25 protein-coding genes are annotated in these 24,860 nt (G+C 61.9%); 10 read left to right on the top strand and 15 right to left on the bottom strand.

Annotation, left to right across the window (positions count from 1 at the left end):
• Window positions 1–81 precede the first annotated feature (81 nt).
• Entirely contained in the window at window positions 82–2,802 is a 2,721-nt protein-coding gene (gene acnA / locus AB7783_RS22525) for an aconitate hydratase AcnA (RefSeq protein ID WP_441278847.1), read from the bottom strand.
• Between the two features lie 228 nt (window positions 2,803–3,030).
• On the opposite strand from acnA, the gene ccmA reads away from it, so the two are divergent.
• From ccmA to AB7783_RS22495, 6 genes are all read left to right on the top strand, one after another.
• Window positions 3,031–3,633 carry a heme ABC exporter ATP-binding protein CcmA gene (gene ccmA, locus AB7783_RS22520; RefSeq protein WP_441279750.1) on the top strand — a complete coding sequence of 201 codons (603 nt, stop codon included), beginning with the start codon at window positions 3,031–3,033 and terminating at the stop codon, window positions 3,631–3,633.
• Window positions 3,630–4,304 (top strand): heme exporter protein CcmB, encoded by a 675-nt coding sequence (gene ccmB / locus AB7783_RS22515; RefSeq protein WP_441278846.1) that lies wholly within the window; start codon window positions 3,630–3,632, stop codon window positions 4,302–4,304. Before ccmA ends, ccmB begins: the two co-directional genes overlap by 4 nt.
• A 123-nt stretch (window positions 4,305–4,427) precedes the next feature.
• Window positions 4,428–5,165: a heme ABC transporter permease gene (locus AB7783_RS22510; protein WP_439060166.1), complete on the top strand. Its 738-nt coding sequence runs from the start codon at window positions 4,428–4,430 to the stop codon at window positions 5,163–5,165.
• Window positions 5,165–5,344: a heme exporter protein CcmD gene (ccmD, locus tag AB7783_RS22505; protein WP_068730071.1), complete on the top strand. Its 180-nt coding sequence runs from the start codon at window positions 5,165–5,167 to the stop codon at window positions 5,342–5,344. Before AB7783_RS22510 ends, ccmD begins: the two co-directional genes overlap by 1 nt.
• Window positions 5,341–5,919 (top strand): DsbE family thiol:disulfide interchange protein, encoded by a 579-nt coding sequence (locus tag AB7783_RS22500; protein WP_439078769.1) that lies wholly within the window; start codon window positions 5,341–5,343, stop codon window positions 5,917–5,919. Before ccmD ends, AB7783_RS22500 begins: the two co-directional genes overlap by 4 nt.
• Before the next feature lie 145 nt (window positions 5,920–6,064).
• Window positions 6,065–6,436: a ComEA family DNA-binding protein gene (locus AB7783_RS22495; protein WP_089263307.1), complete on the top strand. Its 372-nt coding sequence runs from the start codon at window positions 6,065–6,067 to the stop codon at window positions 6,434–6,436.
• A 75-nt stretch (window positions 6,437–6,511) separates the two neighbouring features.
• Here AB7783_RS22495 and AB7783_RS22490 read toward each other — a convergent pair whose 3' ends face one another.
• Window positions 6,512–7,417 (bottom strand): LysR substrate-binding domain-containing protein, encoded by a 906-nt coding sequence (locus tag AB7783_RS22490; RefSeq protein ID WP_441278845.1) that lies wholly within the window; start codon window positions 7,415–7,417, stop codon window positions 6,512–6,514.
• 237 nt (window positions 7,418–7,654) lie between these two features.
• On the opposite strand from AB7783_RS22490, the gene katG reads away from it, so the two are divergent.
• Together katG and AB7783_RS22480 are read left to right on the top strand one after the other, a co-directional pair.
• Window positions 7,655–9,859, top strand: coding sequence for a catalase/peroxidase HPI (gene katG / locus AB7783_RS22485; RefSeq protein ID WP_441278844.1), 2,205 nt, complete (start codon window positions 7,655–7,657; stop codon window positions 9,857–9,859).
• Between the two features lie 220 nt (window positions 9,860–10,079).
• Window positions 10,080–10,685, top strand: a complete 606-nt coding sequence (locus AB7783_RS22480; protein WP_089263313.1) for a glutathione S-transferase family protein — start codon at window positions 10,080–10,082, stop codon at window positions 10,683–10,685.
• A gap of 6 nt (window positions 10,686–10,691) precedes the next feature.
• Here the strand turns inward: AB7783_RS22480 and fabI are convergent, their stop codons facing one another.
• The 3 genes from fabI to fabA form a co-directional block, all read right to left on the bottom strand.
• Entirely contained in the window at window positions 10,692–11,498 is an 807-nt protein-coding gene (gene fabI, locus AB7783_RS22475; protein ID WP_441278843.1) for an enoyl-ACP reductase FabI, read from the bottom strand.
• Between the two features lie 4 nt (window positions 11,499–11,502).
• Window positions 11,503–12,729, bottom strand: coding sequence for a beta-ketoacyl-ACP synthase I (gene fabB, locus AB7783_RS22470; RefSeq protein WP_068730055.1), 1,227 nt, complete (start codon window positions 12,727–12,729; stop codon window positions 11,503–11,505).
• Window positions 12,730–12,811: 82 nt separating this feature from the next.
• Window positions 12,812–13,351 carry a bifunctional 3-hydroxydecanoyl-ACP dehydratase/trans-2-decenoyl-ACP isomerase gene (gene fabA / locus AB7783_RS22465; RefSeq protein ID WP_210269351.1) on the bottom strand — a complete coding sequence of 180 codons (540 nt, stop codon included), beginning with the start codon at window positions 13,349–13,351 and terminating at the stop codon, window positions 12,812–12,814.
• Between the two features lie 307 nt (window positions 13,352–13,658).
• Between fabA and irrA the strand changes: the two genes are divergently transcribed.
• The gene (gene irrA, locus AB7783_RS22460) at window positions 13,659–14,147 is read left to right on the top strand and encodes an iron response transcriptional regulator IrrA (protein WP_089263317.1); all 489 of its coding nucleotides are present in this window, start codon (window positions 13,659–13,661) and stop codon (window positions 14,145–14,147) included.
• Between the two features lie 22 nt (window positions 14,148–14,169).
• Here the strand turns inward: irrA and AB7783_RS22455 are convergent, their stop codons facing one another.
• Together AB7783_RS22455 and AB7783_RS22450 are read right to left on the bottom strand one after the other, a co-directional pair.
• Window positions 14,170–14,997 (bottom strand): SGNH/GDSL hydrolase family protein, encoded by an 828-nt coding sequence (locus AB7783_RS22455; RefSeq protein WP_441278842.1) that lies wholly within the window; start codon window positions 14,995–14,997, stop codon window positions 14,170–14,172.
• The gene (locus AB7783_RS22450) at window positions 14,964–15,491 is read right to left on the bottom strand and encodes an SH3 domain-containing protein (protein WP_068730049.1); all 528 of its coding nucleotides are present in this window, start codon (window positions 15,489–15,491) and stop codon (window positions 14,964–14,966) included. The genes AB7783_RS22455 and AB7783_RS22450 overlap by 34 nt, the downstream gene beginning before the upstream one ends.
• 223 nt (window positions 15,492–15,714) lie before the next feature.
• Between AB7783_RS22450 and AB7783_RS22445 the strand changes: the two genes are divergently transcribed.
• Entirely contained in the window at window positions 15,715–16,716 is a 1,002-nt protein-coding gene (locus tag AB7783_RS22445) for a 2-hydroxyacid dehydrogenase (RefSeq protein WP_441278841.1), read from the top strand.
• A 29-nt stretch (window positions 16,717–16,745) separates the two neighbouring features.
• Here AB7783_RS22445 and AB7783_RS22440 read toward each other — a convergent pair whose 3' ends face one another.
• From AB7783_RS22440 to AB7783_RS22405, 8 genes are all read right to left on the bottom strand, one after another.
• Window positions 16,746–17,504 (bottom strand): tRNA (guanine(46)-N(7))-methyltransferase TrmB, encoded by a 759-nt coding sequence (locus AB7783_RS22440; protein ID WP_441279749.1) that lies wholly within the window; start codon window positions 17,502–17,504, stop codon window positions 16,746–16,748.
• 78 nt (window positions 17,505–17,582) lie between these two features.
• The gene (locus tag AB7783_RS22435; RefSeq protein ID WP_068730045.1) at window positions 17,583–17,999 is read right to left on the bottom strand and encodes a helix-turn-helix domain-containing protein; all 417 of its coding nucleotides are present in this window, start codon (window positions 17,997–17,999) and stop codon (window positions 17,583–17,585) included.
• Window positions 18,000–18,272: 273 nt separating this feature from the next.
• Entirely contained in the window at window positions 18,273–19,880 is a 1,608-nt protein-coding gene (gene lnt / locus AB7783_RS22430; RefSeq protein ID WP_441278840.1) for an apolipoprotein N-acyltransferase, read from the bottom strand.
• Window positions 19,877–20,992: a hemolysin family protein gene (locus AB7783_RS22425; RefSeq protein WP_093757734.1), complete on the bottom strand. Its 1,116-nt coding sequence runs from the start codon at window positions 20,990–20,992 to the stop codon at window positions 19,877–19,879. Before AB7783_RS22425 ends, lnt begins: the two co-directional genes overlap by 4 nt.
• Before the next feature lies 1 nt (window position 20,993).
• A complete protein-coding gene (ybeY, locus tag AB7783_RS22420) occupies window positions 20,994–21,506 on the bottom strand; it encodes an rRNA maturation RNase YbeY (protein WP_093757733.1) in 513 nt (170 codons plus the stop codon).
• Between the two features lie 65 nt (window positions 21,507–21,571).
• A complete protein-coding gene (locus tag AB7783_RS22415; RefSeq protein ID WP_439078763.1) occupies window positions 21,572–22,627 on the bottom strand; it encodes a PhoH family protein in 1,056 nt (351 codons plus the stop codon).
• Window positions 22,628–22,631: 4 nt separating this feature from the next.
• Window positions 22,632–24,050: a tRNA (N6-isopentenyl adenosine(37)-C2)-methylthiotransferase MiaB gene (gene miaB, locus AB7783_RS22410; RefSeq protein WP_120287603.1), complete on the bottom strand. Its 1,419-nt coding sequence runs from the start codon at window positions 24,048–24,050 to the stop codon at window positions 22,632–22,634.
• Window positions 24,051–24,154: 104 nt separating this feature from the next.
• Entirely contained in the window at window positions 24,155–24,859 is a 705-nt protein-coding gene (locus tag AB7783_RS22405; RefSeq protein WP_441278839.1) for an HAD family hydrolase, read from the bottom strand.
• Between the last annotated feature and the right edge of the window lies 1 nt (window position 24,860).

Genomic DNA, 24,860 nt, shown 5'->3' with positions numbered 1-24,860 from the left:
AAGGCGGCTCTTCATAGGCCGCCTTCTGTTCACTAGCCACTCACTTCGCGGTGAGGCACTACGTCACACCACGTATGGGCGTCAGGCTGCAAGCTGACGCAGCACGTAATGCAGGATGCCGCCATTGCGGTAATATTCGAGCTCGTCCAGCGTATCGATGCGGCAGAGCAGCGTCTCCTTGTGGAGTGAGCCATCGGCCGACACGATTTCCGCCACCATCTGCTGGCGCGGCTTGATGTCGCCGGTCAGGCCGCGGATCGTGACCTTCTCGTCGCCCTTGAGGCCGAGCTTCTTCCACGATGAGCCGTTCTCGAAGGTTAGCGGCAGAATGCCCATGCCGACCAGATTGGATCGGTGAATACGTTCGAAGCTTTCGGTAATCACGGCGCGAACGCCGAGCAGACGGGTGCCCTTCGCAGCCCAGTCGCGCGACGAGCCGTTGCCGTATTCGGCGCCGCCGAACACGACCAACGGCACCTGCTCGGCCTGGTACTTCATCGCGGCGTCGTAGATCGACATCGCTTCGCCATCGGGCCAGTGCTTGGTCATGCCGCCTTCCGGTACGTTGCCGTCAGCACCCTGCATCATGAAGTTCTTGATGCGGATATTGGCAAAGGTGCCGCGCATCATCACTTCGTGGTTGCCGCGGCGCGTGCCGTACTGGTTGAAGTCGGCCGGGCGCACCTGATGCTCGGACAAATACTTGCCGGCGGGCGAGGTGAGCTTGATCGAACCGGCCGGCGAGATGTGGTCGGTGGTGATCTTGTCGCCGAACAGAGCCAGGATGCGCGCATCGACGATGTCGGTGGTCGGCTCCGGCTCCTTCTTCATGCCTTCGAAGTAGGGCGGGTTCTGCACATAGGTCGAACCCATGTTCCACTTGTACGTCTCGCTCTCGACCGTCTTGATCTTGCGCCAGTTGGCATCGCCGTCGAACACGTTTGCGTACTTCTTCTTGAAGATCGTCGACGTCACGTACTTCTTGATGAAGGCGTTGATATCCTTCGTGGTCGGCCAGATGTCTTTCAGGAACACCGGCTTGCCATCCTTGCCTTCGCCGATCGGCTCGACCGCGAGATTCTTGGTCACCGTACCGGCAAGTGCGTGCGCGACGACCAGCGGCGGCGAGGCGAGATAGTTTGCCTGCACATCCGGCGAGACGCGACCCTCGAAGTTACGGTTGCCCGAGAGAACCGCTGCGGCAACGATGCCGTTGTCGTTGATCGACTTCGAAATCTCCGGCGGCAGCGGGCCGGAATTGCCGATACAGGTGGTGCAACCGAAGCCGACGAGGTTGAAGCCGATCTTGTCGAGGTCGAGCTGCAAGCCGGAATTGGCGAGATATTCAGCGACGACCTGCGAGCCCGGCGCCAGCGAGGTCTTCACCCACGGCTTGGTCTTGAGGCCCTTGGCCACGGCGTTACGTGCCAGCAGGCCGGCGGCGATCAGCACGCTCGGATTCGAGGTGTTGGTGCAGGAGGTGATGGCAGCGATCACCACATCGCCATGGCCGACATCGAAGTTCTTGCCCTCGACGGGGAAGCGCGCGTTGTGGTTATCCGGCTTCTTGTATTCGGTGGTTAGCGCGGCAGAGAAGCCTTCGGCGATGGCGGGCAGTGCGACGCGGCCTTCGGGACGCTTCGGGCCGGCCATCGAGGGTACTACGTCGCCGAGATCGAGCTTCAGCTTTTCGGTGAACACCGGATCGGGCGACTTGGCGGTGCGGTACAGGCCCTGCGCCTTGGCATAAGCGGCAACCAGTGCGACACGCGCCGATTTGCGGCCCGAAGTTTTCAGATAGTCGATGGTGGCGGCATCGACCGGGAAGAAGCCGCAGGTCGCGCCATATTCCGGCGCCATATTTCCGATTGTCGCCTTGTCAGCGACCGACATGGCGTCGAGGCCGGGGCCGTAGAATTCCACGAATTTGCCGACGACGCCCTGCTTGCGCAGCATCTGGGTGACGGTGAGCACGAGGTCGGTGGCGGTGACGCCTTCCTTGAGTGCGCCCGACAGCTTAAAGCCGACCACGTCGGGCAGCAGCATCGATTGCGGCTGGCCGAGCATCGCGGCTTCCGCCTCGATGCCGCCGACGCCCCAACCGAGTACGGCGAGGCCGTTGACCATGGTGGTGTGCGAGTCGGTTCCGACCAGCGTGTCCGGATAGGCGACCTCGAAGGTGCCGGTCTTCTTGCCGACCGTCATCTTCTGCTTCTTCGTCCAGACAGTCTGGGCGAGATATTCGAGATTGACCTGGTGGCAGATGCCGGTGCCGGGCGGCACGACGGAGAAATTCGAGAACGCGCTCTGGCCCCACTTCAGGAACTCGTAGCGCTCCTTGTTCTGCTTGTACTCTTCGGCGACGTTCTTGCCGAACGCCTTGTTGTCACCGAAGAAGTTCACGATCACCGAGTGGTCGATGACCAGATCGACCGGGACCAGCGGGTTGATCTTCTTGGGATCGCCCTTCAGCGCCTGCATCGCATTACGCATGGCAGCAAGATCGACTACCGCGGGGACGCCAGTGAAGTCCTGCATCAGCACGCGCGCAGGGCGGAACGAGATTTCGTGCTCGAGCTTGCGCTTCTTCAGCCATTTCGAGAAAGCAACGATGTCTTCCTTCTTGACGCTGCGGCCGTCCTCGTTGCGCAGCAGGTTTTCCAGCAAGACCTTCATCGAATAGGGCAGCTTCGAAATGCCTGTCAGACCATTTTTCTCAGCGAGCGGCAGGCTGTAGTACACGTAAGTTTTAGCGCCCACCTTGAGGGTTTTTTGGCACTTGAAACTGTCGAGCGAGGTCATGTGAAGGGGTTCCACTTCAGTTAACTGATACCCGGCAATAGGTATCAAAACACCTTCGGCGAGGAGGCCGGTTTGTTTGAGGCGCCGATTGTGTGCTGCATCAGGTTCCGATTTATAGAATCTTTCTAGATGCGCCGCCACACCGACAACCGTTTGCAGCCCTGCGAAATAGTGCAACAACGCCGCGGCGACCTCTGGACCAAATCAGATGGTCATGGAAGGGTTAAGATGCGGCTCTCGGGGCGCAATTTGAGATGCCTGCGGGGTGGCCGCGAAGTCTTCGCCGGGCTCGATTTCGATGCCACGGCAGGCGAGGCCGTGGCGGTCATTGGCCCTAACGGAGCAGGCAAAACCTCGTTGTTGCGGTTGATCGCAGGCCTGCTGGCGCCGGCCGAGGGCTCCATCACTCTCGAGGGCGGCGACGGCGAAATGACTGTTGCCGAACAGGCCCATTACCTGGGCCACCGCGACGCTATGAAGCCGGCTTTGACGGTGACGGAAAACCTGACCTTCTGGGCCGACTTCCTCGGTGGCACGCCGGCCGATCCAGCCACGTGCATTGCAGCAGTAGGTCTCTCCCATGCCGCAGCATTGCCCGCGGGTTTCTTGTCGGCCGGCCAGCGCCGCCGGTTGTCGATTGCGCGTCTGCTGACCGTCCGTCGGCCGATCTGGCTGCTCGACGAACCGACCGCGGCGCTCGATCTGGCCAGCCAGCGGATATTCGCGGGACTGATGACGGATCATCTGGCATTGGGCGGGCTGGTCATTGCTGCGACCCATGGCCCGCTTGGCATTCCTGCACGGGAGTTGCGCATTGGGGGCGAGGCGTGAGTGCCCTTGGCGCGTTGATTCGACGCGACATCCGCATTGCCGTCCGGGTCGGCGGCGGGGCGCTGATCGGTGTGCTCTTCTTTCTGACGGTTGTCGTGCTGATGCCTTTCGCGCTGGGGCCGGATCTGGCGCTGCTGGCACGGCTAGGGCCGGCGATTCTTTGGCTCGGGGCGCTGCTCGCGAGCCTGCTGACGCTGGACCGGTTGTTTACCGCCGACCACGACGATGGGTCGCTGGATCTCATCCTGATGAGCCAGACGCCGCTGGAACTCGCCTGCGCCGCCAAGGCCCTTGCCCACTGGCTGGCCGCAGGCGTGCCGCTGATCGTCGCAACGCCAGTGCTGGGGCTGCTGCTCAATCTCGACGGTCCGTCGACGCTGGCAGTTGCGCTGACGCTACTGGCGGGTACGCCAGCACTGACCTTCACTGGCATGATCGGCGCCGCGCTGGCGGTGACGCTGCAGCGCGGTGGGCTCTTGCTGGCGGTGCTGGTGTTGCCGTTGTCGATCCCGGTGCTGATTTTCGGCGTTGCGGCGTCGAATGCCGCCATCCTTGAGCAGGGGGCACTGACATTTTCGACCCCGTTCTCCATTCTCTGCGCGCTGTCGCTGGCGAGCCTCGTGATCGGGCCTTTTGCGGCGGCGGCGAGCCTGCGGCATGGACTGGATTGAGACGGTTGGAATAATCACGACAGGCTGAGACACTGGATTGACCTGGGTCAACTCGTCGCGAGCCGTGTTGAACGAGAATAAGTTGCATTGATCGCGGACAGAGCCGCGACTATTGGAAATGCCATGACGCTGACCGAACTCGCCAATCCGACCCGGTTCCTGTCGCTTGCCACACGCATCCTGCCGTGGCTGGCGATAGTGACAGGCGTTCTGCTCGCAATCGGCCTGTATCAGTCGGCCATGGCTCCGGATGACTACCAGCAGGGTGCCACCGTCAAGATCATGTTCATCCATGTGCCGAACGCCTGGCTATCGATGTTCGTCTGGGGGGTCATGAGCGTGGCATCGCTAGGCACGCTGGTGTGGCGGCATCCGCTCGCCGACGTCGCCGCCAAATCCGCAGCACCGATCGGCGCGGCCTTCACCTTTCTCGCATTGGTCACGGGATCGCTCTGGGGCCGGCCGATGTGGGGTACCTATTGGGAATGGGACGCCCGACTGACTTCGGTGCTCATTCTGTTTCTGATGTATCTCGGCCTGATCGCGCTGTGGCGTGCCGTTGAAGACCCATCGCGGGCGGCGCGCGCCGCTGCGGTGCTGACGCTGGTCGGCGCCATCAATATTCCGATCATCAAGTTCTCGGTCGATTGGTGGAATACGCTGCATCAGCCTGCGTCGGTGATGAAGATGGGCGGCTCGTCGCTCGACAAGTCGTTTCTGATCCCACTGCTGGTGATGGCGGTGGCATTCTCGCTGCTGTTCATCACACTGCATCTCGCGGCTATGCGTAACGAGATCCTGCGGCGCCGCCTGCGTGCGCTGCAGATGCTGCAGGCCTCAAAGCCGGTGGCACTCCCGTGATGGCGCTTGGTCCCTACGCATCTTTCATCGTCACGTCCTACGCGCTGGTCGCAGCGGTGGTGCTGATCCTCATCGTGTGGATCGCCATCGATCATCGCCGCGTCCGCGCGCGGCTGCATGAGCTGGAATCCTCCGGCGTGGCGCGGCGCTCGGGTCGTGGAGCGACGGATCTCACATGACCGTGCAAGCCACTCCGAAGCGCCGCTGGATGCTCGCACTGCCTCTGCTGATCTTTGCCGCGCTCGCAGGGCTGTTCTGGTTTCGGCTCGGAGCCGACCCTGCGAAACTGCCCTCGGCATTGATCGGCCGCGCCGCCCCGCAGACGGCGTTGCCCGCGCTGGATGGCCTCACCGATAGCGGCGCGCCGGTGCCGGGCCTCGATCCCGCGGCCTTTAAGGGCAAGGTCAGTCTCGTCAATGTCTGGGCGTCGTGGTGCGTGCCGTGCCACGAGGAGGCGCCGCTGCTGACAGAACTCGGCAAGGACAAACGGCTGCAACTGGTCGGCATCAATTACAAGGACGCACCGGACAACGCGCGCCGCTTTCTCGGTCGTTACGGCAATCCGTTCGGCATCGTTGGCGTCGATGGCAACGGACGCGCCGCGATCGAATGGGGTGTCTATGGCGTGCCCGAAACCTTCATCGTCGGCCGCGACGGTCGCATCGCCTACAAGATGGTCGGCGGCATCACGCAGGAGAATTACGAGCGCGTGCTGAAGGTCGAGATCGACAAGGCGCTGCAGGCAGGGTCCTGAGCGCAATCCTCATCATGAGCAAGCCGGCTTAACTACCAAAATAAACTTCAGCTTTTATCTGCGGTTCATTTTCGCGCCATGGCGGCGCCATGAATCCGCAGCTAGCTTGATGGCGTTACTTAACCGTCCTTGGAGGGACACCACGATGCGCCATTTCAAATTTGCTACTTTGACCGCTGCCGCTCTCACTCTGGGTCTGCTCGCATCCGCGCCGTCGATGGCGCAGTCGCCGCAGCCTGCTGCTCCCGCCGGCAAGATGGCTCCGGCCGCCACATCCAAGATGGCGCCTGCCAGCGAATCGAAGATGGCTCCGGCACCGAAGGCTGAACTGCTTGATCTCAACTCGGCGAGTGTTGAGGCGCTCGAGGCTCTGCCCGGCATCGGCAAGGCCTATTCGGCAGCTATCGTCAAAGGCCGTCCGTATAAGGGCAAGGACGAGCTCGTGCAGAAGAAGATCGTGCCCGAGAAGACCTATGACGGCATCAAGGACAAAGTCATCGCCAAGCAGAAGAGCTAGGCGCGATCGCTTCGCTTGTCCGGAGACGCATCGGCGCAGCCGCGCCGGTGCGTTTTCTTTTGCGGTCCATCACGATCAGCCGATAACGCTGTCCTTCACCACATCGCCCAATGCGGCGAAGTCCGCCTTGCGCGGAGACGTCCGGCGAAAGGCGAGGCCGATGGTGCGGCCGGGCTGCGGATTCTCCAACCGCAGGAATTTGACGCGCTGGTCGCGTTGTTCGACATCGGCGGCGATCTGCGGGATCAACGTCACGCCATAGCCGCTGGCGACCATCTGCATCACCGTGGAGAGGCTGGACGCAGCGAAGGCCATGCCGTTGCTGCCGGACTGATGGCCGCGCGCTGCGGTGGCGCAGAAGGCCAGAGCCTGATCGCGCAGGCAGTGGCCGTCTTCCAGCAGGATCAGTCGACTCTGGTCGATCTCCATCGCCTTGATGCGTTTGTCGGCGGGGCGGGGATCGTCTGCCGGCACCGCGAGCAGGAACAGATCGTCGAACAGCTTGGCCGTGTCGATCTCGGGCTCGCCAAGCGGCAGCGCCAGCATCGCAGCATCGAGTGCGCCTGACTTGATATCGTCGACCAGTTGCCTGGTCTGCGTCTCGCGGAGCTCTAGCCGCAATTCCGGAAACTGTTTCTGTAGCACCGGCAGGATCCGCGGCAGCAGATACGGCGCCAGCGACGGGATCACGCCGAGCGTCAGCCGCCCGGTTAAGAGTCCGCCGCGATGCCGCGCAAAGTCCACCAAGTCGCGCGAGGCCGCCAGCACGTCCTCGCCGCGCCGCGCCACTTCGCGCCCAACATCGGTCAGCATCACCTCGCCAGGCCGGCGCTCCACCACCTTGACGCCCAGCGTCCGTTCGAGATCGCGTATCTGCATCGACAGCGCGGGCTGGGTGACGTTGCAGGTCTCGGCCGCGCGGCCGAAATGGCCATGTTTGGCAAGAGCGGCGAGATAGCGGAGTTGGCGGAGCGTGATCATGAATCATCAGATAAACTGATCGGAGGGCGAAGACAATTCGACTGGACCTGATCTAAGAATTCTTCCAATCTCTCGTCACGAAGTCCGACTAGGGTAAGCGCCAAGCTTGCCGAGGAATTCGGCAGATAATTGAAATTAGACAGCTTTTGGGAAATTTGAGCGGGTTTTTGAAGGCGATCCGGCATGTCGGTGTTGCCTGGGACCGCTCATATTCCAAACAGCCAGAAGGAGAGACTGATGGACACGACGAATGAGAATGGCGCCGGCAAGTGCCCCGTTGCGCATAGCCCCGCTGCCCGGGCCAATCGTGACTGGTGGCCGAACAAGCTAGACCTGTCGATTCTCCACCAGCACTCGTCGCTGTCCGATCCGATGGGCGATGCGTTCAACTACGCGGAGGAATTCAAGAAGCTCGATTACGAGGCGTTGAAAAACGACCTGCGCAAGCTGATGACCGATTCGCAGGACTGGTGGCCGGCTGATTTCGGACATTACGGTCCGCAGTTCATCCGCATGTCGTGGCACGCCGCCGGTACCTATCGGCTCAGCGATGGCCGTGGCGGTGGCGGTCGCGGTCAGCAGCGTTTTGCTCCGCTCAATTCCTGGCCGGACAACGTCAACATCGACAAGTCACGCCGCCTCCTGTGGCCGATCAAGCAGAAATACGGCAACAAGATCTCGTGGGCCGACCTACTGATCCTGACCGGCAACGTGGCGCTGGAGACCATGGGTTTTCGCACCTTCGGTTTCGCGGCCGGTCGTGCCGACGTCTGGGAGCCTGATCAGGACGTGAATTGGGGTCCCGAATCCACGTGGCTGTCCCACCGGTCGCTCGACAAGTTCGAAGCTCCGCTTAGTGCCACGGAAATGGGCCTGATTTATGTGAATCCGGAAGGTCCGGGTGCCAGCGGCGATCCGGTTGCGGCCGCCAGCTTCATCCGCGAGACCTTCAAGCGCATGGCGATGAACGACGAGGAAACCGTGGCGCTGATCGCCGGCGGTCACACCTTCGGTAAGACCCATGGCGCTGCGCCTGAGTCCCACAAGGGTCCGGAGCCTGAAGCTGCCGGCCTGGAAGCGCAGGGCCTGGGCTGGAAGAGCAACTACGGTACTGGATCCGGTGCAGACGCCGTTGGTAGCGGCATTGAGGTCACCTGGACGCAGACGCCGGCGCAGTGGAGCAACTTCTTCTTCGAGAACCTGTTCAAGTATGAATGGGTGCAGACCCGCAGCCCCGGTGGGGCCATCCAGTGGGAGGCCAAGGACGCCGAGGAAGTGATCCCCGACGCGCATGATCCATCGAAGAAGCACAAGCCGACCATGCTCACGACGGATCTGTCCCTGCGTCTGGACCCGGCCTATGAGAAAATCTCACGCCGCTTCCTGCAGAATCCGCAGGCCTTCGCTGAAGCTTTTGCTCGGGCCTGGTTCAAGCTGACTCATCGCGACATGGGTCCGCGCGTGCGTTATCTCGGTCCGGAAGTGCCCAAGGAAGAGTTGATCTGGCAGGATCCGATCCCTGCGGTTGACTATCCGGTGATCGACGACACCGACGTCTCTGCGCTCAAGGCCAAGCTGCTGGCATCGGGCCTGACCGTGTCCGAATTGGTCAGCACGGCCTGGGCTTCGGCCTCCACCTTCCGTGGCGGCGACAAGCGTGGCGGTGCCAACGGCGCGCGCATCCGTCTGGCCCCTCAGAAGGACTGGGAGGTTAACCAGCCGGCTCAGCTAGCCAAGGTGTTGCAGGTGCTCGATGGAATCCGGAAGGAGTTCAACGCGGCGCAATCCGGTGACAAGCAGGTTTCGCTTGCCGACCTGATCGTCCTCGGCGGCAGCGCGGCGGTCGAGAAAGCCGCGAAGGATGCCGGCCTGGATGTAACCGTTCCGTTCTCTCCGGGGCGCGGCGACGCCTCGCAGGCGCAAACCGATGTGGAATCCTTCGAGGTGATGGAACCGGTCGCGGACGGCTTCCGTAACTACCTCAAGGGCACGTCTGCCGTACCGGCCGAAGTATCCTTGGTGGATCGCGCGCAGTTGCTGACGCTGACCGCTCCGGAAATGACGGTTCTCGTCGGCGGCTTGCGAGTACTTGGTGCGAATTCCGGGCAGTCCGTGCGCGGTGTCTTCACCAAGACACCGGAGACGTTGACCAACGACTTCTTCATCAACCTGCTCGACATGAGCACGGAGTGGAAGGCAGTCGATGGCTCGAACAATGTGTACGAGGGACGTGATCGCAAGAGCGGCGAAGTCAGGTGGACCGGTACACGCGCCGATCTGGTCTTCGGTTCGCACTCGCAGCTGCGTGCCTTCGCGGAGGTCTATGCAAGCGCCGACGCCAAGCAGAAGTTCGTGAAGGACTTCGTCAAGGCTTGGGTGAAGGTGATGAACGCGGATCGTTTCGATCTTGTCGAGAAGCCGATACTGCAGGCGGCTGAGTAACCTCGGCCCGCCATCGTGAATATGAAAGCCCCTGCGACTATGTCGCGGGGGCTTTTTCTTGTCGCGCCGCGTCATACTCAACTGTCATCACTGACACTGCCGGTTACTGGATCCCGCTTTCGCGGCGATGAGAGTTTCGAAGAGTCTGAGCGCTCTGCGTCTTGCAGCTTTCTCCGAATCCCCGCACAAATGGCAAAATGTTTCTCCGGAGGATCTCCAGATGATGAAACTCTACTGGTCGCCGCGCTCGCGCTCATTCACGGCGCTTTGGCTGATGGAGGAAACCGGCGTCGCCTATGAGCGCGTGCTGACCGATATCTCCACCGGTGCGCAGCGCACGCTGGAATTCCTCGCCGTCAATCCGATGGGCAAGGTGCCGGCTCTGCAGGATGGCGACGCCACCATGGCCGAGGCTGCGGCAATCTGCGCTTATGTGGCCGAGCGCTATCCCGAGGCGAAGCTGGCACCTCCACTCGGCGATTCTCATCGCGCGAAATATCTCTATTGGTTGTTCTTTGCGCCGGGCTGTATCGAACCGGCGATCGCACAGATCGCGACCAAGATGGAGCTGAATCCGGTGGCCGCGGGCTGGGGAGATGCGCAGCGCGTGTTCGATGTGCTCGAAGCCGCGCTTGATGAAGGTCCATGGATCCTTGGCGCACAATTCTCTGCCGCCGATATCGCCATCGGTTCAGGACTGAACTTTGCCGTGCGCAATTTCAAGATGGTCCCGTCGCGCCCGGCGTTCGAGCGCTATCTCGACCGTTGCAGCGCTCGTCCGGCCTTCCAGCGGGCAATGGAATTTGCATCGGGGGAAAAGACGTAAGGCGAATTACTCGCTTGCGTCTGCCTTCAACGCATCCGGATGCGGCATCGAGATGATGTTGTAGCCGGAGTCGACGAAATGCGTTTCGCCGGTTACGCCGCCGGAAAGATCCGACAGCAGATACAGTGCAGTGCCGCCGAGTTCTTCCAGTGTTACGCCGCGGCCGAGCGGCGAATGTTTCTGCTGGAATGCGAACATCGCGCGGGAATCGCCGATGCCCGAGCCGGCCAGTGTACGTACCGGGCCAGCCGACACCGCGTTGACGCGAATGCCCTGGCGGCCAAAGTCAGATGCGAGATAACGCACCGAGGCTTCGAGAGCGGCCTTGGCAACGCCCATGACATTGTAGTTCGGCATCACGCGGGTCGATCCGCCAAAAGTTAGCGTGATCATGGCGCTGCCGGGCTTCATGATTTCCGACGCGCGTTTGGCAATTTCGGTGAAGGAGAAGCAGGAGATCACCATGGTGCGCGAGAAATTGGTGCGCGTGGTGTCGGCGTAGCGGCCCTTGAGTTCGTTCTTGTCGGAGAAACCGATGGCGTGGACCAGGAAATCCAGCCCGCCCCATTTCTCCCTGATCGTAGCAAAGGTCGCATCGACGCTGGCGATGTCCTCGACGTCGCAGGGCAGGATCAGATCGGCATTGAGCGATTCCGCCAGCGGCTTGACGCGCTTGCCAAGTGCATCGCCCTGATAGGTGAAAGCCAGTTCGGCACCCTGCGCATGCAGGGCCTTGGCGATTCCCCACGCGATAGAATGATCATTGGCGATGCCCATGATCAGTCCGCGCTTGCCCTGCATCAGTGATGGCATCGCGTTATGCATCCATCCGCTTGAAGACCAGCGTGGCGTTAGTGCCGCCGAAGCCGAAGGAATTCGACAGCACGGTGCCGACCTTCACATTGTCGATGCGCTTGCGCACGATCGGCATGTCGGCGAAAACTGGATCGAGTTCGGTGATGTTGCCGCTCTCGCAGATAAACCCGTTCTGCATCATCAGCAGCGAGTAGATTGCTTCCTGTACGCCGGTGGCGCCGAGCGAGTGGCCGGTGAGAGCCTTGGTCGCTGAAATCGGCGGGCATTTCTCGCCCGTGCCGAATACGTTGCGGATCGCCTGCATTTCCGGCGGATCGCCGGCAGGCGTCGACGTCGCATGCGGGTTGATGTAATCGATCTTGATGCCGCCGGTGGTGGCCAGCGCCATCTTCATGCAACGCTCTGCGCCTTCGCCCGACGGGGCGACCATGTCGTAACCGTCCGAGGTGGCGCCGTAGCCGATGATTTCGCCATAGATCTTGGCGCCGCGTGCTTTTGCGTGCTCGAGTTCTTCGACCACGACCACGCCGGCGCCGCCGGCGATGACAAAGCCGTCACGGCTGACGTCATAGGGACGCGAGGCCGTCGATGGGGTGTCGTTATACTTCGAGGACATTGCGCCCATGGCGTCGAACAGCACCGAGAGCGACCAGTCGAGCTCTTCGCAGCCGCCGGCGAATACGACGTCCTGCTTGCCCCACTGGATCATCTCATAGGCATTGCCGATGCAGTGGTTCGAGGTCGCGCAGGCCGAAGAGATCGAATAGTTCACGCCCTTGATCTTGAACCAGGTCGCGAGCGTGGCGGATGCCGTCGAGGACATCGCCTTCGGCACCGCGAACGGACCAACGCGCTTCGGACCCTTCGTTCGCGTGATGTCCGCGGCTTCGACGATGGTGCGTGCGGAAGGTCCGCCCGAGCCCATGATGATGCCGGTGCGCTCGTTCGAGATGTCCGACTCTTCGAGACCGGAGTCCTGGATCGCCTGTTCCATGGCGATGTGATTCCATGCGGCGCCTTCGCCGAGGAAGCGCATCGCGCGGCGGTCGATCACATCGGCCGGATTGATGGTCGGTGCGCCCTGCACCTGCGAACGGAAACCGAGCTCTGCGTATTTGTCGGCGCGCGTGATGCCCGACTTTGCCTCATGGAGGCTCGCAAGCACTTCCTGAGTGTTGTTTCCGATAGATGAGACAATGCCCATCCCCGTGACGACAACCCGCCTCATGATCGCCTCGCCCTTTGAATTACGTTGTTGTGGAACTGGCGGTCGCCCCCTCGGAGACCGCCGTTGAATGGCACCCGGTAGATCACGTTCCCGGCTGCAATGCGGCAGGTGCTTCCTGCTTGAACAGGCCGACCTTCAGGTCCTTGGCGCGATAGATAATCTCGCCATCGGCCGAAAGCGAGCCGTCGGCAATCCCCAACCACAATTTTGAACGCATCACGCGCTTGATATCGATGGTGTACACGACCTTTTTGACGTTCGGGAGAACCTGGCCGGAAAACTTCAGCTCGCTGAGCCCGAGCGCGCGACCGGGGCCGATGCCGCCCGACCAGCCCAGAAAGAACCCGACCATCTGCCACATGGCGTCCAGGCCGAGGCAGCCCGGCATGACCGGATCGCCCTTGAAGTGGCAGGCAAAGAACCAGAGGTCCGAATTGACGTCGAGTTCAGCGCGCACGAGACCCTTGCCGAATTCGCCGCCATCAGCCGTGATCTCGGTGATGCGGTCGAACATCAGCATCGGCGGCAGCGGCAATTGAGCATTGCCTGGTCCGAACAGCTCGCCGCGGCCGCAGGCCAGCAGGTCTTCATATGCGTAGCTGTTGCGTTGTTCCTGGATCATGCCGGCTTTCTGAGTCCATCGATGGTGGTGGCTACCCCGGGTGGAGTCGCCACATATAGAATTGTTCCAAATGACACGGGAACTTGCCCGGTTGGGCGCTCTCTATCATAGGCTTATGGGGCGGCAAAGCGGCGGATCGCCTGCTTTTGGCGGGTTATTGACCATGTTGCGAGGCACTGCGGAAGCATCCCTTCTGATGCATGGCTCCTAGTTGCGAAAACCTTGCATCTGAGGCCCCGCCTTTCTATAATAGAAGGCTAATTCAGTGTTCTTTTTGAGTGTGAACGGCAGGATTACTGACGTGGATATGAGCGACAGCGTTTCAGTTCTGGATGACGCAGCTGCGGTTGCGGAAATCAATCACGGCCGTCAGCCGGCTTTGACTGGTTGCCCGTGGCATGACGTCAACGAGATGCTGCAGTCGGTCGGTCTGCGACCCACCCGTCAACGCATGGCGCTGGGCTGGCTGCTGTTCGGCAAGGGCGCGCGTCATCTCACTGCGGAAATGCTGTACGAGGAAGCGACTCTCGCCAAGGTGCCGGTGTCGCTGGCGACCGTTTACAACACGCTCAATCAACTCACGGATTCCGGCCTGCTTCGTCAGGTCAGCGTCGATGGTACGAAGACCTATTTCGATACCAATGTGACCTCGCATCACCACTACTATCTTGAGAACAACCACGAGCTGGTCGATATTCCGGACCAGAACCTCGTGCTGACCAAGATGCCGGAAGTCCCCGAGGGCTTCGAGATCAGCCGCATCGACATGGTCGTTCGTCTGCGCAAAAAGCGCTAACGGCTTTATCCAAATTCTGAAGTTATTTGCGCCGCCGAACCGTTTTCGGCGGCGTTTGCTCGCCAGCTGCAGCCGTCGCCACGATCGCGCGGGCGAGGGAGCGGCCGGTGCATTCGTAGCCGGCTGCGGAATTGTGTAGTCCGTCCCAAGCCGTTAGCGCTCCCATGGAGAGCCCTGCGTCTACTGCACGGCGCATCAGCTCGAAGCGTGAGAACAGCGGTACGCGTTCCTGCCGGGCGGCGTCAGCTATGCTCGCCTGCATCTTGGAATATTGCGATGCGAGAATGACCGGCGCGTATTGCTGATCCATCAGGATCACGTCGGCGCCGTCAGCCTTCAGCAGGCGGATGCCCTCGACGATCCTGCCGGTCAGGCTGTCAGCGCTTTGCAGCCAGGTCACGTCATTGGTGCCGATCTGCCAAATCACGAGATCCGGGCGATGCGCCAGCACATCGCGGTCGAAGCGGGCGATATTGCCCGGGATCGTGTCGGCGTTCCGCCCACTATTGATGACCTCCAGCCGCAGTCCCGGCTTCAGGTGTTGCAGCTCGCTCTGCAGCATGCCGGGATAGGTTTTGGCGGGGTCGGATTGCCACAGGCCGAGCGTCGAGGACGAGCCCATGGCGACGATTTTGAGCGGGCCACCGGTTTTGAGCGCAGCCACGGTGCGCGGAAGGGTCGCATCACCTGACAGCCGCTGATCCACAGCCAGGCACGTCTCAGTGGCGGATTGCGCACGAGCCGGGCCGGACCATGGCAGCGCTACAGCGCCGATCAGTGCGCCGGCGCAGGCCAGGCTCCTGATGCCGGATGCACTCAGTTCACCTTCTCGTCGGCGTAGACGCCCCATAGCCGCTGCTGTTCGATCCAGCCGTCGAAGCCGTTGCCAATCACACGGCACCAGCCATTGTTGCAGCGCTTCACCTGCGCCACAACGCCGGCCTGCAGCCGGGCCGCAACAGCGCTGGTCGCATCCGGATTGTCATAGATCGAGGCGAGTTCGTCCTTGGATTTCATGGTCACGACCGCGGTGCGGCGGCCGGACAGCAGCGAGTGATAGACCCAGCCCTCGGCGCCCTCGGAATCGCGGACGCGGCGCCAGTTCTCGTATTCGGCGGTGATCTCCACCGGCAGGCCGGAGCGAGTATAGACCCAGGCGACATCATTGTCCTTGGTGGGGCCGGCGCGGACATTAACGTGATCCGACTTGAGGCTGACGTAGCGCGGCACCGGCAGGCCGCTGGCGCCCAGCGGCGTGTCCTTGGCAGCGAGAGCCGGATCGATTGCTGCCGCGATCAGAGTACCCATCGCCAACATCGCACACGCAAATCGCCGGAACGCCATCAACCCCACCTCAACCCAATCCAAAGAACGCAAGTGCCGCCGCGCCGCACGCGCCTGTGGGTTCTTGTTTTGGCTTGGTCTTCTGCTAGAGAGGACCCAAGGCCAAGGCACCAAAAAGGGTGTCGGGGAACCCGAGGAAACGGTGAATTCGCGGCTGCGGCAGTTTCGAACAACCAGGTTAATGCGGACTGAACGGATTAGCCAAAGCGCGAGTGAGCAGGACATGTCGGTCAAGAAAAAGCCTCTCGTCATCGTCACGCGCAAGCTGCCGGACTCGATCGAGACCCGCATGCGCGAACTTTTCGATGCGCACATCAATCTCGACGACACGCCTCTGACGTCCGAGCAACTCGCTGAAGCGACCCGCACCGCCGATGTGCTGGTGCCGACCGTCACCGACGAAATCACCAAGGAACTACTCGAGCACCCCGACTGTAAGCTCAGGCTGATCGCCAATTTCGGCAATGGCGTCGACAATATTGACGTCACCGCCGCCCATGCCCGCGGCATCACCGTCACCAACACGCCGAAGGTGCTCACTGAAGACACCGCCGACATGACCATGTCGATGATCCTCGCAGTGCCGCGCCGGCTGATCGAAGGTGCCTCGATCCTGACCGAAGGCAAGGACTGGCAGGGCTGGTCGCCGACCTGGATGCTGGGCAAGCGGCTTGGCGGCAAGCGGCTCGGTATCATCGGCATGGGCCGCATCGGCCAGGCCGTCGCGCGCCGCGCCCGCGCTTTCGGGCTACAGATCCACTATCACAACCGCAAACCCGTCGCCCCGAAGATCGCCGAAGAACTCGGTGCGACCTATTGGGATTCGCTCGACCAGATGCTGGCGCGCATGGACATCATCTCGGTGAACTGTCCGCATACGCCGGCGACATTCCACCTGTTGTCAGCACGCCGTCTCAAGCTGATCCGCAAGGACGCCTATATCGTCAACACCGCGCGCGGCGAGGTGATCGACGAAGAGACGATGATCAAGCTGATCGAGTCGGGCGACATTGCCGGTGCCGCGCTCGACGTGTTCGAACATGAGCCCGCGGTGAGTCCGAAGCTGGTGCGGCTCGCGCGCGCCGGCAAGGTGGTATTGTTGCCGCATATGGGCTCGGCGACGATCGAAGGCCGTGTCGAGATGGGCGAGAAAGTCATCATCAACATCCGTGCCTTCCTCGACAATCACAAGCCGCCGGATCGTGTGCTTCCGAACATGCTGTGAGGCGAAGCGCTTACGCTCGCCGGCTTATCTTACGAGATCAGTTTGAAGATGAGATAGGCCGCGATGCGGCCCTCGCGCGTGGCTTTGCGGCCGTAGCGCGTCATGGTGTAGTTCGGCCATGGCAGACGCCAGTCATCGGCGCGCTCTGCAGTCCAGGTGAAATCCGGCGATCGCGACACATGCCAGAGTGTCCACGCGACGTAATCCGGAATGTCATGCACGAAACGAAATTCGCCTGACGGCTTCAGCACGCGCGCCATCGCAGCCAGTGTTGCGTCCTGCACGAAGCGGCGCTTCCAGTGACGCTTCTTCGGCCAGGGATCCGGATGGATCAGGTCGATGCGTGACAGCGATTGTGCCGGTGCCCATGTGAGAAGTTCGGCGGCGTCGCCGGCGACGAGGCGGATATTGCCGATGTTCTGCGCCTCGATCTGCGTCAGAATCTTCGCCATGCCGTTGATGTAGGGCTCGCAGCCGATGAAGCCGATGTCGGGACGCGCCAGTGCTTCCGCGACGAGATGTTCGCCGCCGCCGAAGCCGATCTCCAGACGCACGGTCTCGATATCAGTGCCGAACAGCGTGCGAATATCGTCAGGTGCCGGATGTGCGATGTCGACGGTGAGCGCCGGCAGCAGCGTCGCCATCAGATCGGCCTGATGGTCGCGCAGCTTGTGGCCCTTGCGGCGTCCGAAGAACGAGCCGGTGTAATGGCCGCTCTCGGCAGGCGTGGACGCACCCGCATCAGCGGGGGCATCGTGATCGTTATGATTGGAATTGGCTGTGGTCATCGCGCGCGAGTGATACAGCCGAAACGCCATCGGCGCCATCAGGCGCGATGACGAATTTCCGTTGAAACTACCGTGATTTTAGCGCTGATCCGGGGCTTCGCGCGAAGCGATCTGTTCGACCAGGTCGACGATGCTGCGGCGGAGCTTGGCATCGGTGATGCGCGTGAAGGCGCGGGTCAGAGCGAGGCCTTCGGAGGTGGCTAGGAAGTCGGAGACATAGGCAGGCGAGGACGCTTCAGCGAAGCCTTCGCCGTTATGGATCGCGCCGGGGCCGCCTTCGAACAGGAACGAGACGGGGACCTGCAGAATTTCCGAAATCTGCTGCAGCCGGCTGGCGCCGACGCGGTTGGTGCCCTTCTCGTATTTCTGAACTTGCTGAAACGTCAGACCGAGGGCTTCGCCCAGCTTTTCCTGACTCATGCCGAGCATAATGCGCCGCATGCGCACACGGCTGCCGACATATTTGTCAACAGGATTGGGCGCTTTCGTCGACATCTCAATTACTCCTGGATCACATCAAGGGAGACGGATCATGCGTGGCAATCCGTCATTTAGGGCGGCTTCGGTTGTAACCAAAGGTATCCTAGTGGATTATAACAACCGCGCAAATTTTCCTAAGCGGAAAATTTAAGCCACTGCACCTTTATTTCTCAATAGGTGAGAAATAAAGCTTACAAAGCTAGCTTAAAAAGCAATCACATCGAGAGGGTTGTTCGGTAGGCGGCGAAAGCTAGCTTGCAAGCTATATCAAATGCTTCAAGTATCAAGCTAGTGGCGTACTGGCGTACGCCGCCGAACGGCGAAAATGATCGCAAGCGCGACAAACATCGCGGCGGGAATATCGCCGATTTTCGAGTAGACCGTCGGCGAAATGGCCGCTGGTAATCCCGAATCCAGCACGCCTTCGACACCGAGATCGAGCCGCGCGATCAGGCGGCCGACAGGGTCGACCACGACGGAAATGCCGGTGTTCGCAGCGCGAACCAGCGGCAGGCCTTCCTCGATGGCGCGGACGCGGCTTTGCTGCAGGTGCTGATAGGGGCCCGTGGAAATCCCGAACCAGCCATCATTGGTGAGATTGACGATCCAGCCCGGCCGATCGTTGCGCGTGGTGATATCGTCCGGGAAAACCGCCTCGTAGCAGATCAGCGGCAGCATGCGCGGCGCGCCGGGAATGTCCATTGGCTTCCGGCGCGTGCCGGGAATGAAGCCGCCATGGACTTTGGTCAATTGCTGGAAGCCGATCTTCTCCATGAAGCTCTGGAACGGCAAATACTCGCCGAACGGCACCAGATGAAGTTTGTCGTAGGTCGACAGGATGCTGCCGTCATGGTCGATCACGTAAATGGAATTATAGGCCTGCGTGATGCGTACGCCGAGCGGCGCATCCGGCGGGCGCACCGCGCCGGTGACCAGCACGGTGCCCTTCGGCAGCAGATTGGCGATCTGCGCCATCGCATCGGGTTCGCGTGACAGGAAGAACGGGAATGCGGATTCCGGCCAGATCAGGATATTGGCTGCACCGACGCCTGAATTCTGCGGACCGGTCGCGCGGTCCGATAGCGCAAGATATCTGCTCATGACATCCGCCTTGGCGGAATAGTTGAAGCGCGTGTCTTGCGACAGGTTCGGCTGCATGATGCGCAGCTTCACATTGGCGACGAGCTGCGTCGGGGTGCGCGATAGCCGGGCCATGCCATAGGTGCCCATCACGACGAGCAGCACCAGCGCAAGCGCCGGCGCCAGCCACGGCCGCTGCGTGCGCGAGCGTCCGTCGATCAGAACCGCAGGCGATGCAAAGATCGCTACAGTGATAAATGTCAGTCCCCAGAGGCCGACCAGCGATGCGCTCTGCGCCAGCGCGAGCGGTTCGGTGAGTGCATAGCCGAACGCATTCCAGGGAAAGCCCGTCAGCACATGGCCGCGCAGCCATTCGCCGATCGTGAGACTCGCCGCGAGCGCGAAGATGCGGCTGGCATCCTTGGTCCAGAGCAAGCGCGCTAGCGCGAAACCGATCGCGGTGAACAGCGCGAGATAGGCGGGCAGGCCGCAGATCGCGGCGGGCAACAGCCATGCGAAGGTCTGCGCGTCGACGAGGAACGCGTAGCCAATCCAGTACAGGCCCGGCACGAAATAACCGAAGCCGAACCACCAGCCCGCCATGGCGGCGGCGGGAATGCCGCGCATCTTGCCTGCAGCAGCGCCATCGATCAGCCAGACGACCACGGGGAACGTGATGAACAGCACCGGCCAGGCGTTGAACGGCGCCATCGCCAGCGACGATACCGCGCCGGTCAGCAGCGCGATGCCTGCGCGCTTCCAACCCCAAGCGAGAATGATGCTGAGTGCGACCGAGCGCAGGCTGCGTGATGTCACGGCGTTCCCGCGCTGTCGCCTGATGGAGGCGTATTTACATTATCATTGGACGGTGCCGCGCCGGTGTCCGATGACGCATCGCGGCGGCGCGGTTCGCGGGCACGCGGCGCAGGCCGCTCCTTGCGGGGGCCGACGCGCAGCCGCTTGACGCGGCGCGGATCGGCATCGAGCACTTCGATCTCGAAATTGCCGGGGCCGGAAATCACCTCGCCGCGCACGGGCAAACGGCCGACATGGGTGACGAGATAGCCGCCGAGTGTCTCGACTTCCTCGCCGTCTTCGCCGGTCTCGAATTCTTCGCCGATCATGGCGCGCACGTCATCTAGGCTGGCGCGTGCATCGGCGATGAAGCTGTCGCCCTGCCTGACAATGGATGGCGGCTCGTCGCTGTCGTGTTCGTCATCGATCTCGCCGACGATCTGCTCGACGATGTCCTCGATGGAGACGAGGCCGTCGGTGCCGCCATATTCGTCGACAACGAGTGCGAGATGGATGCGTGCTGCCTGCATCTGCGCGAGCAGATCGATGGCGCGCATCGATGGCGGCACGTAGAGCAGCTTGCGGATGATGCCGGTGTCAACGACGGTCTGCGCCAGATCGACCGAACGCAGGTCGAGGCCCGCGGGAAACACTTTCTTTTTCTTGGCTGTCGACGGCACGACGTTGCGCGCCTTCACGGTCATGTATGCCAGCAGGTCGCGGATATGAACGATGCCGACGGGATCGTCGAGGGTTTCGTTGAATACGACCAGGCGCGAATGCGCCGCGCTCTCGAACAGGCCCATCAATTCGCCGAGCGAGATATCCTGCTTCACCGCGATAATATCGGCGCGATGCACCATGACGTCGGCGATGCGGCGCTCGTTGAGCCCCAAAATATTGCGCAACATCGTGCGCTCGATGGTGGAGAAGCCGGTCTCGTCCGGCGCGGAGGCGTCGAGCACGACTTGCAGGTCGGCACGCACCGAGCCCGGCTTCCAGCCGAACAGCGAGCGGATCGCGCGGGTCAGCCAGGTCTCCGACGTCGGGCGCATGACCTCGCCGTCGTGAACCACCGCAGGCAGATTGCTTGAGGTCTTCGAATGATCGCTTCTAGTGTCGCCGTCCGGCATCTCAGGTCACCCGATCCTGATCTGCATAGGGGTCCGGGATCCCGAGCGTTGCCAGGATCTCGCGCTCCAGCGCTTCCATCTCTTCGGCTTCGTCGTCCTTCTCATGATCGTAACCGACCAGATGCAGAAAACCGTGAATGGCGAGATGGCTGAGATGGTTGGCGAAGCTCTTCTCTTCTTCGTCAGCCTCGCGGCGCGTGGTCTCGTAGGCAATAGCGATGTCGCCGAGCATGCGCGGCATGTCATCGGGCTCGTCTGCGCCTTCGGGCGGCTGCAGCGCCGGGAATGACAGGACGTTGGTCGGCTTGTCGATGCCACGCCAGTTCTGGTTCAGCGTGCGGATGCCGGCGTCGTCGGTGAGCATGATGGCGAGTTCGGCGTCGGCCGTATCGGTATCGACCATGGCGGCGGCAGCTTCGATGGCGCGGTGAATCACGGCGTCGGCATCGGCCTCCGCGGACCAGCAATCGGCGACAACAAGAACCTCTGTCGCGGGAGATGAATAGGTCGGCATCGGTATCGAACTTCTTTCACGAACGGACCCGATCCCGGGTCCGTCGTCAGCGTATGAGTGTGTCATCAGGTCTTTGTAGCAGCCGCCTTCTGCGGCGTTCCTTCGTAGGCGGCGACGATGCGGGCCACGAGTTCGTGGCGGACGACGTCTTCGCCCGTGAACTTCACCTGCGAGATACCCTGCACGCCGTCGAGCAGACGCGCGGCTTCGGCGAGACCCGAGGTCTGGCCGTTGGGCAAGTCGACCTGCGAGGGATCGCCGGTGATGATCATGCGGCTGTTCTCACCCAGACGCGTCAGAAACATCTTCATCTGCATTGAGGTGGTGTTCTGCGCTTCGTCTAGGATGATCGCGGCATTGGTCAGGGTGCGGCCGCGCATGAAGGCAAGCGGCGCGATTTCGATTTCGCCGGTCTGCAGTGCGCGCTCGACAATGCGCCCGTCCATCAGGTCATAGAGTGCGTCATAGATCGGGCGCAGATACGGATCGACCTTCTCGCGCATGTCACCGGGTAGAAAGCCGAGCCTTTCGCCGGCTTCCACCGCCGGACGCGACAGGATGATGCGATCGACTTCCTTGCGCTCGAACAGCATCGCCGCTTGCGCAACCGCAAGCCAGGTCTTGCCGGTACCGGCGGGGCCGATGCCGAAAACCAGCTCGTTGCTTCTCAGCGCGCGGATATAGGCGTCCTGCGTCGCGGTGCGGGCACGTACCGGGCGCTTGCGCAGATTGATGGTGTCGAAGTTCGAGGCGGCTGCTTTCGACCCCTTGGGATCGAACGGAAACAGCGTGCCTTGCGCCAGCGTCGCGCGGATCGTGCCTTCGACATCGCCGGGGGCAAGGTCATGGCCCTGTACTGCTTGCGCATAGAGCGTTTCGAGCACGCGCCGGGCGGCATCGCAGGCGTCGCGGGTACCGGTGAGGGTGATGTGGTTGCCGCGGGAATCGACGACGACATTCAGCCGGCGTTCGATGATCGCGAGGTTCTGGCCATAAGGCCCGACCAGCGAAGAGGCCGCCCGGTTGTCATCAAAGTCGATGACGACCTGCGTCTCGGCCTGCGGTGGAGTATCGAGTTTACGAACAGCGAGCGTAGACGAATCCGATGCGCTTTTGGCCAAGAATTCAGGCTCCCGTGACGGTGTGAGAACGGACTGGCTGCAACACTGGTGGTACTGGAGAACTAGCAATTGGAGATGATGCGAGGCTGCCGAGCAGGCTATAGCGCTCGAGGCTCTCAATGGTGACCGGAAGCACCTGGCCGATGATGTCGTCAGAAGCCATCACATGGGCCGGCTGCAGGTAAGCGGTGCGACCGACGATCTGGCCGGGATTGCGCGCGGGGCGTTCGAACAGCACATCCACAGTGCGTCCAATCGTGGCCGCGTTGAAGGCCGATTGCTGGCTGTCGATCAGGTTCTGAAGCCTCACCAATCGCTCGTCCATGTCAGCCTGTGACACCGTCTCCTGCAAATCCGCGGCCGGCGTTCCCGGACGCGGTGAATACTTGAACGAATAAGCGCCAGCGTATCCGATTTGTGTGACGAGCGCGAGCGTGGCTGCAAAATCTTCCTCGGTCTCGCCGGGGAAGCCCACGATGAAATCAGAAGTAAAAGCAATGTCTTGCCGCGCGTCGCGAAAACGGTCGATGACGCGGCGATAATCTTCGGCTGTATGTTTCCGGTTCATGGCCGCCAGAATCCGGTCGGAACCGGATTGGACGGGCAGATGCACGAAGGGCATCAGCTCCGGCAAATCGCGATGCGCCGCGATCAGCGTGTCCTCGACATCGCGGGGATGGCTGGTCGAATAGCGCAGCCGGGCGATACCGGGAATCTCGGCGAGGCGATAGAGCAGCGTGCCCAGCGCCCACGGGCGGCCGTCGGGGCCCTCGCCGTGATAGCCGTTGACGTTCTGGCCGATCAGGGTGATCTCGCGCACGCCGTTATCGGCGAGCCGCTGCACGTCGTCGATGATCTTCGCCACCGGGCGCGAGACTTCGGAGCCGCGGGTGTAGGGCACGACGCAGAAGGTGCAGAACTTGTCGCAGCCTTCCTGCACGGTAACGAAAGAGGAAATGCCGCGGGCACGAATCGCTGCCGGCTTCGGCGGCGGCAGGAAGCCGAACTTGTCCTCGATGGGAAATTCAGTGTCGAGCGCGCGGCCACCGGCTTTCGCCTGTTTCAGCAGCGCCGGCAGGTTGTGATAGCTCTGCGGCCCGACCACGACATCGACAACGGGGGCGCGGCGAATGATTTCGTTGCCTTCGGCCTGCGCGACGCAGCCGGCGACGACCACGTTCATCTTGCGTCCGGCCTGCGCGGCTTCCGCCTTGGCGACGCGCAGCTTGCCGAGCTCCGAATAGACCTTCTCGGACGCCTTCTCGCGGATGTGGCAGGTGTTGAGGATCACCAGATCCGCGTCGTCGACATTGGCCGTCTCGACGAAGCCTTCCGGCGCCAGCGTGTCCACCATGCGCTGGGCATCGTAGACGTTCATCTGGCAGCCGTAGGATTTAATATGCAGCTTACGCGGCGCGGTCATGGAACCTGTAATGGGCTGGAAATGCGCTTGCTGCGCAGCGCTCAATTATAGGCTAACGCTCGGAAAATCCAGCATTTCTGCAAAATATAAGTGCTCGCAATGGCTTAGGCGAGGCCGACGGGCTCGCCAGCCAGTGCGCCCCTGGCCATCAAGCCAGGGAGCTGCCGCATATCGTCGAATACGAGATGGGCTCCAGCGGCCGTCAGGGCTGCCGCGGTGGCCGGGCTGCAATGACCGCCACCGTGATAGCCGAACACGGTCATGCCGGCTGCGACCCCCGCCGTCACGCCGGGAATGCTGTCCTCGATGACCACGCAGCGGTTGGGTGCGGCATTCATTTGCGCGGCGGCAAACAGAAACAGATCGGGCTGCGGCTTGCCGCGCTCGACCTGCAGAGCGGAAAACAGATGCGGATCGAAACGGTCGAGCAGCCCGGTCGTGGTGAGGCTGCTGCGAATGCGTGTCGGTGTGCCCGAGGACGCTACGCAAACCGGCTGTGACAATATTGCGAGTGTCTCGGCGATATGCGGGATCGGCTGCAGCTTCGCGCCGAACACCTCGTCGATCGTGGCTTTCAGCGTCGCGGTGTAGTCATCGGGCAGCACGCGGCCGAGCTCGGTCTCGACTTCCAGGCGCGCCTCGCGCGCGGACCGGCCGAGGAAACGCTCATGCACCTGATCGGCGGTGATGGGATAGCCGAACTGTGTCAGGACATCTGCGTGGACGACGCAGGCGAGGGACTCACTGTCGACGAGCACGCCGTCACAATCGAAGATGACGAGATCGAAGCGCGAAGAAACTGAACTCACT

It is taken from the genome of Tardiphaga sp. 172_B4_N1_3 (assembly GCF_052076035.1).
Lineage (GTDB): Bacteria > Pseudomonadota > Alphaproteobacteria > Rhizobiales > Xanthobacteraceae > Tardiphaga > Tardiphaga robiniae.
This window is presented reverse-complemented; position numbering and strand designations above follow the sequence as displayed.

Bases quoted from the DNA above. Each gene is read 5' to 3' on its own strand.
- AB7783_RS22425 (WP_093757734.1), bottom strand. From the start codon at position 20,992: ATGCCGGACGGCGACACTAGAAGCGATCATTCGAAGACCTCAAGCAAT.
- AB7783_RS22445 (WP_441278841.1), top strand. From the start codon at position 15,715: ATGTCGGTCAAGAAAAAGCCTCTCGTCATCGTCACGCGCAAGCTGCCG.
- AB7783_RS22450 (WP_068730049.1), bottom strand. From the start codon at position 15,491: ATGGCGTTCCGGCGATTTGCGTGTGCGATGTTGGCGATGGGTACTCTG.
- katG (WP_441278844.1), top strand. From the start codon at position 7,655: ATGGACACGACGAATGAGAATGGCGCCGGCAAGTGCCCCGTTGCGCAT.
- ccmA (WP_441279750.1), top strand. From the start codon at position 3,031: ATGCGGCTCTCGGGGCGCAATTTGAGATGCCTGCGGGGTGGCCGCGAA.
- irrA (WP_089263317.1), top strand. From the start codon at position 13,659: ATGAGCGACAGCGTTTCAGTTCTGGATGACGCAGCTGCGGTTGCGGAA.
- ccmD (WP_068730071.1), top strand. From the start codon at position 5,165: ATGGCGCTTGGTCCCTACGCATCTTTCATCGTCACGTCCTACGCGCTG.
- AB7783_RS22510 (WP_439060166.1), top strand. From the start codon at position 4,428: ATGACGCTGACCGAACTCGCCAATCCGACCCGGTTCCTGTCGCTTGCC.
- fabB (WP_068730055.1), bottom strand. From the start codon at position 12,729: ATGAGGCGGGTTGTCGTCACGGGGATGGGCATTGTCTCATCTATCGGA.
- fabI (WP_441278843.1), bottom strand. From the start codon at position 11,498: ATGCCATCACTGATGCAGGGCAAGCGCGGACTGATCATGGGCATCGCC.
- miaB (WP_120287603.1), bottom strand. From the start codon at position 24,050: ATGACCGCGCCGCGTAAGCTGCATATTAAATCCTACGGCTGCCAGATG.
- AB7783_RS22440 (WP_441279749.1), bottom strand. From the start codon at position 17,504: ATGACCACAGCCAATTCCAATCATAACGATCACGATGCCCCCGCTGAT.
- ybeY (WP_093757733.1), bottom strand. From the start codon at position 21,506: ATGCCGACCTATTCATCTCCCGCGACAGAGGTTCTTGTTGTCGCCGAT.
- AB7783_RS22500 (WP_439078769.1), top strand. From the start codon at position 5,341: ATGACCGTGCAAGCCACTCCGAAGCGCCGCTGGATGCTCGCACTGCCT.
- AB7783_RS22435 (WP_068730045.1), bottom strand. From the start codon at position 17,999: ATGTCGACGAAAGCGCCCAATCCTGTTGACAAATATGTCGGCAGCCGT.
- AB7783_RS22455 (WP_441278842.1), bottom strand. From the start codon at position 14,997: ATGGGGCGTCTACGCCGACGAGAAGGTGAACTGAGTGCATCCGGCATC.
- AB7783_RS22480 (WP_089263313.1), top strand. From the start codon at position 10,080: ATGATGAAACTCTACTGGTCGCCGCGCTCGCGCTCATTCACGGCGCTT.
- AB7783_RS22495 (WP_089263307.1), top strand. From the start codon at position 6,065: ATGCGCCATTTCAAATTTGCTACTTTGACCGCTGCCGCTCTCACTCTG.
- fabA (WP_210269351.1), bottom strand. From the start codon at position 13,351: ATGATCCAGGAACAACGCAACAGCTACGCATATGAAGACCTGCTGGCC.
- acnA (WP_441278847.1), bottom strand. From the start codon at position 2,802: ATGACCTCGCTCGACAGTTTCAAGTGCCAAAAAACCCTCAAGGTGGGC.
- AB7783_RS22490 (WP_441278845.1), bottom strand. From the start codon at position 7,417: ATGATCACGCTCCGCCAACTCCGCTATCTCGCCGCTCTTGCCAAACAT.